The following is a 12,061-nucleotide window of genomic DNA, read 5'->3' as shown; positions in this document are numbered from 1 at the left end:
GAAAGGCGCGCCGACAGCGCCGGATCCAGCCGGTGCTCGGCCGCGCCGTCGAGGACGAGCCAGCGCCGGCGGCGGCAGACGAGGGCGACGGGCCGGCGTTCGGCGTCGAGAAAGGCGAGAAGCGGCGGCCCGTCCTGCCGCTCCCAGTCCGGCCGCAGCAGGACGCTGCGCTGGAAAAGGCGGTGGCGCGAGAGGAGCGCGGCGAGCCTCGAGGGGAGCGCGGCGCCGCTGCGCGCATCGCGCTCGAAGGCGCGCGCCAGTGGCGCGATCTCTAGCGCCCGGAACAGGTGGTGGAGCGCGCCCTGCAGCGGGTCGCGCGGCGGGGCCGGGCCCGTGCCGTCGCCCGAGAGACGCGCCATGTCCCTGAGGCCCGCGTCGAGCGCCTCCCCTGGTTCGGCCAGGCGCGCGGCTTGCCGGGTGCCGGCGCCCAGACGACGCATCAGCGCCTGTCGGCAGGCCGCGTGCGACGATCCTGTCCGGCGTCTCCACCGCAAGGGTCAGCTCGGTCAGCGCCTCGGCCTGCAGCGCCCCGGCCAGAGGGAAACGGGCGCCCGCCCCGGCGACGACGTCGCGTTCGCCGGGCGTCGCCCGGCCTGTCTCGATCCGCACCCAGCGCGTCGTGCGCGGATCGCCGCGCATCAGCGCGTTCGCGTCGCAGCGGTCGAGTTCGGGGTGCAGGACGAGCGCCCGGTCGCGCGGCGGCGCGTCGCTGACGGCCGCGCCGAGCGCCCGGATCCAGGCATCGGCCCACGCGGCATCGATCGGCGCAGCGGCGTCGAGGATCTCGAGCTCGGAATCGATCGATCCGACCGCCAGCAGCCCGAGATGGGGCTCGGAGGGAACGGGAAGTCCGAAGAGCGCATCGCCCGCGCCGAGCGAGAAGAGCGGGCGCCGACGGCTGTCGAGCTTCGAATTCTGAACCAGGAAGACATCGACGCGCCCGCGCCGCACCAGGGTGCAGACGTCCGGATCGGTCAGGAGGCGCGGGTGCGCGCTGCCGCCCTCCACCAGGCGGGAGGGTTGGCCGGTCGCGCGATCCTCGCGACGGAGCGTGTCCATGGCGCTTAAGACGACTGCGCCAGGGTCGCGTATTCGCCGCCCTGCCGCATCAGATGCTCGTGCGTGCCGCGCTCGACGATGCGCCCCGCCCGCATGACGACGATCTCGGAGCAGTCGCGCACGGTCGACAGGCGGTGGGCGATGATGATGCAGGTGCAGCCGCGCCGGCGCAGGTTCTCGTCGATCCGCTTCTCGGTCTCGGGATCGAGCGCGGCGGTCGCCTCGTCGAGGAAGAGCACGGCGGGATGGCCGACGAGCGCACGGGCGATCTCCAGCCGCTGCCTCTGACCGCCGGAGAAGTTGCGACCGCCCTCCTCCACCGCGGCGTCGAGATAGCCCGGCCGTGCGGCGATGTCGGAGAGAAGCGCGGCGTCGTCGAGCGCCCGCGTCAGCGCCGCGTCGGGAATGTCGTGGCGCCAGAGCGTGAGGTTGTCGCGCACCGTGCCCTCGAACAGGAAGATGTCCTGGTCGACATAGGCGATATTGGCGGCGCGCTCCTCGCGCGAGAGCGCCTCCAGCCCGATGCCGTCGAAGGCGATGCGCCCCTCCCGCGGGCTCGTCAGGCCGCAGACGAGGCGCCCGAGCGTCGACTTGCCGCAACCCGATCCGCCGACGAGGGCGACGCGCTGCCCCGGCTCGACCACGAGGTCGATCCCGTCGAGAAGGGGCGCGGCCAGCGGGTTGTAGCCGAACGACACGCCCTCGATCGACACCCGGCCGGACAGCTCGCGCGACGCGTGCGCCCCTGCGGCCGCCTCGCGGACGACGAGAGCGTCGGGCGCGTTGCGCAGCGCGTCGTCGACGCGGTGGAGGTCCGCCTCGACCGTGTTCAGCGTTCCACCGAGCGCGAAGACGCGGGATGCGGGCGCGTTGAAGGACCGTGCGAGCGTCTGGATCGCCACGAGATCGCCGACCGCCAGGAGGCCCGCCATCATGCGATAGGCCGCAAGGCCGAGGACCGCGATCTCGGCGAGCCCGGAGAGGACGGCCGGCGTGACCTGGAGCGTCAGCCCGGACAGGCCGATGCGCCGGGCGGATTCGAGCCCCTTGGCGTGGTAGCCGGCCCATTGCCCGAAGGAGGCGTTCTCGAGGCCCGACGCCTTGATGGTCTCGATGCCGGAAATCAGCCCGACGGTGGAGCCCGCCAGCTTGCCGAGATCGGCGCTCTGGCTGCGGGCGAAGTCCTGCTGCCGGCTGCGCAGCATCCGCAGGACCAGAAGGTTCGGCAGCGTGAGGGCGAGGACGAGGAGCCCGATCGGCAGGTCGTAGCCGCACAGGATCAGCGCGAAGGCGATGGCGCTGCCACCGTCGATCACCGCGTTGGCGAGATCGCCCGAGATGACGCGCGAGACACGCTCGCTCGCCTCGACGCGCGAGGCGATCTCGCCCGGCTGGCGCTGGAGGAAGAAGCCGATGGGCAGGCTGAGGAGATGCAGGAAGAACCGGCTCGCGCCGACCACGGTGAGCTTGGACTGGAGGCGGAGGACGAGGCTCTGGCGCGCATAGGTCAGGCTCGCGCGCAGGAGCGCGGTCGCCGCCAGCATCAGGAGGATCGGGATCAGCCACTGCTCCTGCTGGCGCACCACGACCCCGTCGACGAAGAGCTTGGCGAAGACGGGCAGGACGAGGCCGGGCACGATCAGGGCGACGCTGAGAAGGGCGATCAGGAGGAGGCCCGTCTTCGACTGCGCCGCCCGCTCGCGCAGCGCCCGCAGGAGGCCGCTCGGCCTTCGGTTCGGCCGGAACGCCTCGGTCTTCTCGAAGGCGAGCGCGACGCCGGTGAAGCACGCGTCGAACTCGGCCAGCGGCACCTTGCGCCGCCCGCTCGCCGGATCGGCGATGAAGGCGTGGGTGCGATCCATCCCCTCGAGAACGACGTAGTGGTTGAAGTTCCAGTGGACGATCAGCGGCCAGGGGAGCTCGCGCAGCGCGGCGGGCTCCTTCTGGTAGCCCTTGGCGCTGAGCCCGAGCGCACGCGCCGCCTTCATGAGGTTGCTGGCCTTGGAGCCGTCGCGCGAGACGCCGCACAGGGTGCGCAGCTGCTCCAGCGGAATCCAGGCGCCGTAATGGGCGAGGACCATGGCGAGCGAGGCCGCGCCGCATTCCACCGCCTCGATCTGCAGGATCGGCGGCACGGCGCGCACCCGTCGCCTCGAGAGACGTTGGGGGGCTGCGGCGGGAGGCGTTTGCACGGTGCTCATGGATCGTCAGCCGGCAAGGCCCGTCGCCTTGCGCAGCCACGGGATGACGTAGGTGATCGGCGGCCGCTCGCTGACGGTCACGTCGCCGCTCGCCACGGTGCAGCTGGTCAGCGCGAGCGCGGGTCCCTGCCCGCTCGACCAACGAAATCCGCTCGGCGTCGAGGGATCGGCATCCAGCGAGACACGGGCGGCTAAGGGGGCGCCGCGCGGTGCGAACTGCTGGACGAGGCGTTCGTTCTGCAGGACCGACATCATCGCCTGAGGCGTCACGGGAAACTCGGACACCTCGGTCACGGTGCCGATGAGGGTGCCGTATTCCTCGCGCTTCACCGTCGAGGGCGCGACCCAGACCTTCATGCCGGGCCGGACCTGCTTGCCGCCGTCGGATGGCAGGTAGAGAAGGAGCTCGGTCCCCGTCACGCCGCCCTCGATGCTGAGGACGGGCTGGCCGGGCGCGACGCGCGCGCCGGCCGCCGCCTTCCATTCGGTCACCCGGCCGTCGATCGGGGCGACGACCACGCCGCGCTGGCGGCTGCGGGCGTCGAGGGAGTGGCGCGTCTCGGCCTCGCCGGCGTTGCGCGCGGCCACGGCCTCGTCCTCGGTCGCGGCCATCTGGCCCTTGGCCTCGATCGCCTGCTTGCGCGCGGCGGCGAGCGCCTGCTTGGCGTTGTTCAGGACCGTTTAGGTCACGAGGCCGCGGCCGAACAGAATGTCCTGGCGGGCGACGTCGGTCTCGAGATCCCGTCCGCGCCCGTCGGCGTCGGCGATGCGCGCCTCGAGCGCGGTTCTGCGGGCGGCAAGGCTGGCCGTCCGGGCGGCCTCGCCGAGGCGCATGCTGGCGATGAACGAGGCATGCCGGGCCTCGCGCTCGGCAAGGACGGACTGCGCGTCGGCGAGCGCCTGCGCGAGTTCGGGATTGGTGACGAGCGCCACGACGTCGCCCTTGCGCACGAGCACGCCGACGGGCGCCGCGATGCGCTCCAGCGTCCCCTCGCCCCCCGCGACCGCATCGAGCACGCGCCCGCCCGTCGCGATCAGGATGCCGCTGCCCGTGACGCGCACAGGCACGGTCCCGACGATCGACCACGCCACGCCGAGCCCCATCACCGCCGCCAGCGCCAGGGCGGCGAGCCAGTCGCGCGGCTTGGTCAGGCCGATCAGCCGATCGAGCTGCTCGGGCGAGGAGAGCCGGTCGAGCGCCGTCTGGCGGAAGATGCGGGAGGCGGAGGACATGGCGGACCGGGTTGCGGTTGGACGGATGTTACGGGGAGCGCTGGTCCGGTCGGCCGACGGCGCGATGTCCGATGCCTGGCCGCCCAATTGCTTTCCGGCTTCGCTCTGCCGGCACGGAGATGGGCGACGCTAGGAGCCGCCCTCGGCGCTTATCCAGTGGACCCGCCCTTCTCGGGACGCCTTGAAGGGTCTGTGGGACGAAGCGTTGCCTCGAGCCCCCTGACGCTCGTCCTTCGCCTCGCGCCCGTCCGATTCCGGCTCCCGTCGGCCCGGCTGCAGCGCGACGACCGGTCTGGGACGGGCGGTTCGCATCCTGGGACGCAATGCGGGCGGACGGTCCGACTTCGCGCTCCCGGAGGGGCGGTGGACCGACTAGACAGGGAAGAGCCCGTGCGCGGCCCCGGCGCGCCACGCGCTGTCTCCCCTTCTGGCCAAGGATTACTCGGCATGTTCCGGTCGGCTTCCATCGCCACCAAGATCAGCGGCCTCGCCGTCGCTTTGATGGTGATCGCCGCCGCGATCGCGCTCGCCGGCTTCATCGGCCTGCGCGATCTCAACCCGTCGATGGACGACTATGCGACGTTCAGCGCCGCGACGCTCGACGGCGTCCTGATCGAGCGCGACTTCGTCTTGCTGCGCGCCCGCAGCTTCAACTTCGTCGTCACCGGCGACCAGGAGGACGGCGCGCGCACCAGCCGCTACATCGAGGAGATGCCGGCCGCCATCTCGCGCCTCGTCGCCGAGAACGGCGGCTCGTCGCTGGCGCCGGCAGCCGGTGCCGTCGCGTCCCGCTTCGGTGCGTACCTGACCGCCCTTCGGGACGTCGTCGGTCTGCGCGCGACGGCGGGGCCGGAGGCGGCGCTCGCCGCCTACCAGAGCCGCATCGACGGCCTCGCCCGCGAGGTCAGCCCGCTCTTCACCGAGCTTCGCCAGAAGCGGCTCGCGCTTCTCGGGGACATCCGCGAGCGCGCGGCGGCGAGCTACGGCCGCAGCCTGTCGCTCATAATCTCGGTCGCCGTCGCCGGCCTGTGCCTCGGCGCGCTCCTCGCGGTTCTCGTCGCGCGCAGCATCAACCGGCCGCTGAACCGCATGACGGAGGCGATGACGCGCCTGTCGGCCGGCGAGACCGAGGTCGACGTGCCGGCCGCCACCGGGAACGACGAGATCAGCCGGATGGCGCGGGCCGTCGGCGTCTTCGCCGACAACGCGGAAACCTTGTCGGCGATGACGCGCGCCGAGCAGGCGACGCAGGAAATCGGCGAGGTGATCCGCCGCGCCGCGGCCGGCGACCTCACGGTGCGTGTCGGGCTGGCGGAGCAGTCCGGCTTCCTTCTCCAGATCGGCGAGGCGGTCAACCGCCTCCTGGAATCCACCAACCGCACCTTCCAGTCCTTCGCCGAGAAGGCGCGCTCCACCGCGGTCCCGGTCGCCGAGGCGAGCGCCGCGGTCGGTCAGGTCTCGGACGGCGCGCGGGCCCAGAACGCCCAGCTCGGCGAGGTCGCGGGCGCGCTCGGCGAGACGACGTCGGCGATCGGCGAGGTCTCGGGCGGCACGCGTCTCGCTTCCGACAAGGCGGTGGCCGCGGCCGATGCCGTCGAGCGCGGCCTGCAGTCGGTCGAGAACCTCACCGCCATCATGCAGTCGATCGGCCAGAACGGGCGCAAGGTCAGCCAGCTCACGCAGGTGATCGGCGAGATCGCCAACCGCACGCACATCCTCTCCCTCAACGCGGCGATCGAGGCGGCGCGCGCGGGCGAACACGGCAAGGGCTTCGTGGTCGTGGCGCAGGAGGTCGGCAAGCTGGCCGAGAGCGCCGGGCAGAACGCCAAGCAGATCGCCGAGATCGTGGAGCAGGCGACGCTCGACACCGCGGCCGGACGGACCGCGACCGACGAGGTGAAGGCCACGATGGCCACGATCTCGGACGGCACGACGCAGACCAAGGCGGTGATCCATTCGGTCGCGGTCGCGATCGAGGAGCAGCAGGCGACGCTCCGCCGCATCGACGCCAACGTCTCGGAGCTGCGCACCATTGCCGCGTCGAATTCGACGGCGGCGGAGGAAATCTCCATGACCATGGTCCATCTCGCGGGCCTTGCCGACGAGACGCGGACCGAGGTCGGACGCTTCCGGACGGCATGACGATGCCGGCCGCCGTGTCCGGGCGCCTGCGCAAGGGAGATGCCGCCCCACCGCTTCTGGCGCGCGTCGAGCGCGAGATCGGCCTCGGCTTCCGCTCGGGCAACTCCCGCCTGATCGCAGCGCTCGAGCGCTTCGACGCCGCGCAGCCGACCGTGGCGCCCGAGACGCGCTGGCAGTCCTTCGTCGAGGACCTTCTCGTCCACGAGACGTTCTTCTTCCGGCATCCGCGCCAGCTGGCCGCAATCGAACGGGACGTCCTGCCGGACCTCCTCGCCCGCTCGAAGGCCTCCGGCCGCGCGTCGGTCAGCGTCTGGTCGGCATCCTGCTCGACCAGCGAAGAGGTCTGGACCCTGGCCCTGATCGCCGAGGCCGCGATCCCGGGCGCGGCCTCGATCACCGGAACCGACCTGTCGGCGGACGCGATCGAGACCGCCCGCGCCGAGACCTACCGGAGGAGCGCCGGGCTCGGCAGCTTCCGATCGCTGCCCCGGACTGCGCCGCGCGGCTCGGGGCGGCGATCGAGCCGGGCGGCGTCTGGACCGCGCCGGCCCGCTTGCGTCGGCAGGTCCGCTTCCTTACGCACAACCTCCTCGAGACGCCGCCGATCGGGCCGCAGGACCTCGTCCTGTGCCGCAACACCCTGATCTACATGACCTGCGAAGCCCGGCGCCGGGCGATCGACGTCTTCGCGCAAACGCTCCGCCCCGGCGGCTACCTGGCGCTCGGTCCGGCCGAGACGCCCGAAGGCGATCCGCGTTTCGTGCGGGCGGGCCACGAGGATGCGATGCTGTTCGGCCGCCTGCCCGACCGGGGGAGCGACGCGTGACGCGCACGGTCCTCGTCGCGACGGCCGATGCCTTCCTGCGCCTCGCGCTGGAGACGACGCTGCGCGCGAACGGCAGCGCGGGCACGCCCGCCCATGTCGGCGATCCCGCCGATCTTCCCCGCCGCGCCGCCGCGCCCGGCACGCTCGTGATCCTCGGCGGCGATCTCATCGGCCGGGTCGACCCCGAGACGCTTCCGCGCGGCCGGGTGCTTGTCGTCGACGCCGGCCCCGGCCGCCTTTCGGTGGGCAACCTGCCGGTGCTCGCGGCACGGCACGAGGGCGGGCTCGACGTCTCGCGGCTCCGGGCGGGGCTGGTGGCGGCGCTGGAAGCGCTTCCCGGCGCCCGCGGGAAACGGGCCGAGACGACGGTGATCGACCGGCCGGCCGAGGCCACGCCATCGGCGCGGGCGGGTGTCCTCGTGTTCGGGGCATCCACCGGCGGTCCCGCGCCGCTGATCGAGATCCTCTCGATGCTCGGGCGCCCGTCGATCCCGGTTCTCGTCGCCATCCACATGCCGGCGGACCAGACCGCCGGCTTCGCCGCCCACCTGTCCCGCACGACGCGGCTCGACGTCGTCGAGGCGGGCGAGGGCCCGGTCCCGGTCCCGGAGGCGGGAACCGTCACGGTCCTGCGCGGCGGAACGCATTTCGAACTGGGCCACCGTCTGGGGACGCCGATGCTGCGCGCTAGCGCCGCCGCGCCGGGGCCGTACCGGCCGAGCATCGACCTCCTCCTGTCGTCGGCCGCCCGCTCCGGCATCGCCTGCGATGCGGTGATCCTGTCCGGCATGGGCGCCGACGGCGCACGCGGCGCGGCCGAGATCGAGCGGGCGGGCGGCCGGGTGTTCGTGCAGCGGTCGGACACCTGCGTCGTCGCCGGCATGCCCGAGGCCGCCCGCGGCGCCTGCCGTTCGGCCCGCGTCGTCGATCCCGCAAGCCTCGCCTCGCTGCTCCGCCACTCGGCGGCCGCCGCCGCTCTCGCACGGTCGGCGCCATGAGCGCGCGGCGCGAGGTCTGGCTGATCGGCGCCGATCCTGCCTTCGCGGCCGTCGCCGGGCGCTGGTGCGCCGAGGACGGTTGGCGCATGTCGCAAATGGCCCTCGGTGACGCGCTGGCGCGCCGACGCACGGGTGGATGTCCCGATCTTCAGCTTCTCGACGCGGATTCGACACCGGCCGCGGCCGAGGCCGCCATGCTCCTCTCGCTCTTCTGCGAGGCGCCGCTGGTGGTCGCGACGGCGGCCTTGCGTTCCGCCGCCGCCTTTCGCGCGGCCGGCGCCCGGATGGTTCTCGAAAAGTCCGGCGGCAGCGCCGGGCTCGGCCTCCTGCGGCCCGGTGCCGACCGGTTCGCCGCGCTGGTCGCCGCATGCGCGACGGAGCCGGTGGAGCCATGAGCGGCGTCCAGCCCTCTCCCGAGCTTCTGGCGGACTTCCGGACCGAAGCGGCCGAACATCTGGCCGCGATCGAGGTCGCGATCCTTGGAGGCGAGGGCGACCCACAGCGCGTCGACACGCTGTTTCGCGCCTTTCATTCGATCAAGGGCCTCGCGCGGGTGGTCGGCGAGGCGGCGCTGGAGCGGCTCGCCCATGCCGCCGAAACCGTGCTCGGCACGGTCCGCGCCGGCACGGCAACCCTCGATGCCGCGCGCGAGGACGCGCTGATCGCGACGCTCGACGAGGCGCGCACGCTCGTCCTTGCTGCCGGTTCCGCCGGACGCCGACCCGGCCCCCGCCTCGCCGGCGATCCGGGCGCTCGAGGCGCTCAACGGAATGGTGGCCGAGACATCCGGGACAGACGCCGCGTCGCCCGACCTCGACCAGCCCTGGCAGCACCTGACCGGGGACCGGGATCTCCTCGTGGCGCTTCTGGAGCTTCTGGAGGAACTCCTCCCCACGCTCGACGCCGCCGTCGCCCGGGCCGCGCCGGCGGCGGACGCCTCGTTCCGCGACGACGGGGAGACCCTCCTCCACGCCCTGACGCGGCTCGGGCTTCATGGGGCCGCACAGGCGGCGCGGCGCCTCCTGTCGGTCGACGTCGGGCATCGCCCGGCCGCCTTCGCGGACCTCCTCCTCCATGCGCGCCGGCTGGCGCGGATCGCGGACCGGGACCTCGAGCTGCCGGCCGACCTCGACCGCCCCGAAGCGCCGGGCGAGGCGACCGAGACGTCGGCCACCCCCGCCGCACCGCCGGGCCTCTTCGAGGCGCCGGCCGACATCCGCGCCGCGGTGGCAGAGCTTCCCGCTGGCACGGCGCTGGCGGAGTGCCCCATCGGCCCGCTCGGCCCCGAGGACGTCGGCCCGGTCGCGGCCGCGCTCGCCCGCGAGCCAGCCGTCCTCGCCGCCCGGCTCCACGCCGTCGACAGTGGCGACGGCCTTGCCGTCCTCGCCCGCGCGGCGGACTTCGATCCGGCCGCGCTGGTCGCGGGCCTCGGGCTGTCCGACCGCGTCGGTGCGGTGATGGCGATCGCCGGCGACACGCCCTCGCGCCTCTTCGGCCCGCCGCCCGCCCGTCCGGCCGCCGCCGACGAGACGCAGGTGCGCGTGCCCATCGACGTCCTCGACCGCCTGTTCGGGCGCGTCGGCGAGTTCTTCTCGGTCGGAAGCTGGCTCAACGTCCTCGTCTTCGACGTCGGGATCGGCGACGTCATCGCGCGGCTGGCCGATCACGCCGTGCTCGAGGCACCCGAGCTTCTGGCCGACATCGAGCGGCTCCAACGGTTCCAGCGCGACATCGCGGGCGTCGAGTCGGAGGTCAACCGGCTGGTCAGCCTGATCCACGAGAGCACGCTCGGGCTGCGGGTCATCCCGCTCGACAGCTTGATGAGCCGCTTCCCCCGCATGATCCGCGACACGGCGCGCGAGACCGGAAAGTCCGTCCGCTTCGGGGCGCAGACCGGCGGCATCAGGATCGACAAGGGCATGTCGGAAATGCTCGCCGACCCGCTGATGCATATGATCCGCAACGCCGTCGACCACGGCATCGAGCCGCCGGACGAGCGGCGACGGCTCGGAAAGCCCGTTCCGGCCATCCTCCGGCTGGACGCGGTCCAGACCGGCAACCGCATCGCCGTCACCCTGTCCGACGACGGGCGCGGCATCGACATCGAGGCGGTGCGGCGCAAGGCGGTGGCGCAGCGCCTCGTCTCGGAGGAGGACAGCCTTCGCTCGGGGCCGGCCGAGATCGCGCGCTTCATCTTCTCGGCCGGCTTCTCGACCGCCGACGCGGTCTCGGCCGTGTCGGGCCGGGGCGTCGGGATGGACGTCGCGCTGGTCAACGTGACGAAGCTCGGCGGGACGATCGACATCGACACGCGGCCGGGCGCGGGAACCTCGTTCCGTCTCGACATGCCTCTGTCGGCCGCGATCCAGCCGATGCTCCTCGTCGAGACCGCAGTCCAGGCGATCGGGCTGCCCGAGACCATGGTCAGGGAGGCGACCGTGGTGCCGCGCGAGGCGCTGCAGAGCGTCAACGGCCAGCCGGCGGTGCTCTTCCACGGCCAATTCCTGCCGGTCTACGATCTCGCCGAGCTTCTGCGCCTGCCGGGGGGCGGCGCGGCGGACGCGCACGTGCCGCTCGTCGTCTGCGAGTGGCAGGGCCAGCGCATCGGGCTCGCGGTGCGCCGCATCCTGCGCCGCCACGAGATGCTGATCCGCGAGACCCATCCGCGCGTCGCGCGCTTGCCCGGCATCGGCGGCGTGACGACGCTCGGCTTCGACCGCATCGTGCTCGTCGCCGATCCCGACGGCATCGTCGATCTCGCCCGCCGGGCCTCGACGCGGGGCCTGCGCACGGCCGAAAACCGCCTTCCCGCCGGGGAGGTCCCGGCGTGAGCCCCTGCCTCCGCGTGCGCGCGGGCGCGCAGCACTTCCTCCTGCCCTCGGCCTCGGTCGGCCACATCGGCCTGCCCTTGCCGCCTGCGGGCGAGCGGAGCCGCGTCCTCGACGCGCGCCGCCTCGACCCGGACCGGGCGGCCGCCGGCCGGGCGCCGCCGATCGCGCTCGAATGGCGCCGCCCCGCGTTCCTCGTCCTCGTCGACGCGGTGGACGGGATCGTCGAGCCCGAGCCGCGCGACCTCACCGATCTGCCCCGCGCGCTGATCGGCCTCGGCTGGTTCTTCGATGCGGCCTGATACGACAGGGAGGCGGGGCAATTTCTCCTGCGCATGCGCTCCGACGCCCCGGCGGCGGGTCTCGGGCGCCGGATCGCCGACCTCGTGCGACGGCTTGGGCCTACGGAAGGAATCGCGCCATGACGTCCGAACGCGGGACCGCCCCGTCCTGCCGCGTGCTCGTCGTCGACGACAGTTTCATCATGCGTCGGCTGGTGCGCGAGATCGTGGAAAGCGACGAGGCGCTGACGGTCTGCGGCATGGCGGAGAACGGCAAGGCGGCGCTTGCGCTGGTGCGCTCCGAGAAGCCCGACGTCGTGCTGCTCGACATCGAGATGCCGGAAATGTCCGGGCTCGAGACGCTGCGGCGCCTCGGTCTGCGCTCGCCCTGCAAGGTGGTGATCCTGTCCTCGCTGGTGGCCGACGAGGACGCCGCCGAGCGCCGCGAGGCGTTGCGCCTCGGAGCCTTCGCGGCGATCGGCAAGCCGTCCGG

At 73.2% G+C, this 12,061-nt stretch carries 12 protein-coding genes and 2 pseudogenes; 10 read left to right on the top strand and 4 right to left on the bottom strand.

What is annotated here, in order from left to right; translation table 11 throughout:
- Positions 1 to 359: pseudogene (locus QZ753_RS12825) on the bottom strand (hypothetical protein); the annotation flags it as partial.
- On the opposite strand from QZ753_RS12825, the gene QZ753_RS12820 reads away from it, so the two are divergent.
- Positions 334 to 1,068: a hypothetical protein gene (locus QZ753_RS12820; protein WP_294644193.1), complete on the top strand. Its 735-nt coding sequence runs from the start codon at positions 334 to 336 to the stop codon at positions 1,066 to 1,068. The pseudogene QZ753_RS12825 and the gene QZ753_RS12820 overlap by 26 nt on opposite strands.
- On the opposite strand, the gene QZ753_RS12815 is transcribed toward QZ753_RS12820, so the two are convergent.
- The 3 genes from QZ753_RS12815 to QZ753_RS12805 form a co-directional block, all read right to left on the bottom strand.
- On the bottom strand, positions 1,065 to 3,203 hold the full coding sequence (locus QZ753_RS12815) for an NHLP family bacteriocin export ABC transporter peptidase/permease/ATPase subunit (RefSeq protein WP_294644192.1): 2,139 nt from the start codon (positions 3,201 to 3,203) through the stop codon (positions 1,065 to 1,067). The genes QZ753_RS12820 and QZ753_RS12815 overlap by 4 nt on opposite strands.
- Before the next feature lie 63 nt (positions 3,204 to 3,266).
- Complete coding sequence (locus QZ753_RS12810) at positions 3,267 to 3,935, bottom strand: NHLP bacteriocin system secretion protein (protein ID WP_294644194.1); 669 nt, start codon at positions 3,933 to 3,935, stop codon at positions 3,267 to 3,269.
- Between the two features lie 6 nt (positions 3,936 to 3,941).
- Positions 3,942 to 4,493 (bottom strand): hypothetical protein, encoded by a 552-nt coding sequence (locus QZ753_RS12805; RefSeq protein WP_294644191.1) that lies wholly within the window; start codon positions 4,491 to 4,493, stop codon positions 3,942 to 3,944.
- A gap of 447 nt (positions 4,494 to 4,940) precedes the next feature.
- On the opposite strand from QZ753_RS12805, the gene QZ753_RS12800 reads away from it, so the two are divergent.
- From QZ753_RS12800 to QZ753_RS12765, 9 genes and pseudogenes are all read left to right on the top strand, one after another.
- Complete coding sequence (locus QZ753_RS12800) at positions 4,941 to 6,635, top strand: methyl-accepting chemotaxis protein (protein ID WP_294644190.1); 1,695 nt, start codon at positions 4,941 to 4,943, stop codon at positions 6,633 to 6,635.
- Positions 6,632 to 7,279 (top strand): CheR family methyltransferase, encoded by a 648-nt coding sequence (locus tag QZ753_RS12795; protein WP_294644189.1) that lies wholly within the window; start codon positions 6,632 to 6,634, stop codon positions 7,277 to 7,279. Before QZ753_RS12800 ends, QZ753_RS12795 begins: the two co-directional genes overlap by 4 nt.
- The gene (locus tag QZ753_RS12790; RefSeq protein ID WP_294644188.1) at positions 7,189 to 7,461 is read left to right on the top strand and encodes a CheR family methyltransferase; all 273 of its coding nucleotides are present in this window, start codon (positions 7,189 to 7,191) and stop codon (positions 7,459 to 7,461) included. The genes QZ753_RS12795 and QZ753_RS12790 overlap by 91 nt, the downstream gene beginning before the upstream one ends.
- Positions 7,458 to 8,459, top strand: coding sequence for a chemotaxis protein CheB (locus QZ753_RS12785; RefSeq protein ID WP_294644187.1), 1,002 nt, complete (start codon positions 7,458 to 7,460; stop codon positions 8,457 to 8,459). Before QZ753_RS12790 ends, QZ753_RS12785 begins: the two co-directional genes overlap by 4 nt.
- Positions 8,456 to 8,854, top strand: a complete 399-nt coding sequence (locus QZ753_RS12780; RefSeq protein WP_294644186.1) for a hypothetical protein — start codon at positions 8,456 to 8,458, stop codon at positions 8,852 to 8,854. The genes QZ753_RS12785 and QZ753_RS12780 overlap by 4 nt, the downstream gene beginning before the upstream one ends.
- Positions 8,827 to 9,132: pseudogene (locus tag QZ753_RS21045) on the top strand (Hpt domain-containing protein); the annotation flags it as partial. The gene QZ753_RS12780 and the pseudogene QZ753_RS21045, both read left to right, overlap by 28 nt.
- Before the next feature lie 22 nt (positions 9,133 to 9,154).
- A complete protein-coding gene (locus QZ753_RS12775; protein ID WP_294644185.1) occupies positions 9,155 to 11,290 on the top strand; it encodes a chemotaxis protein CheW in 2,136 nt (711 codons plus the stop codon).
- A complete protein-coding gene (locus QZ753_RS12770) occupies positions 11,287 to 11,589 on the top strand; it encodes a hypothetical protein (RefSeq protein WP_294644184.1) in 303 nt (100 codons plus the stop codon). The genes QZ753_RS12775 and QZ753_RS12770 overlap by 4 nt, the downstream gene beginning before the upstream one ends.
- A 119-nt stretch (positions 11,590 to 11,708) precedes the next feature.
- On the top strand, positions 11,709 to 12,061 hold a 353-nt coding region (locus QZ753_RS12765), incomplete at its 3' end, for a response regulator (RefSeq protein WP_294644183.1).

Source organism: uncultured Aureimonas sp. (assembly GCF_913775355.1).
Classification (GTDB): domain Bacteria; phylum Pseudomonadota; class Alphaproteobacteria; order Rhizobiales; family Rhizobiaceae; genus Aureimonas.
Note: the sequence above shows the minus strand (reverse complement) of the source record. Positions and strands in the feature narration are given on the sequence as shown.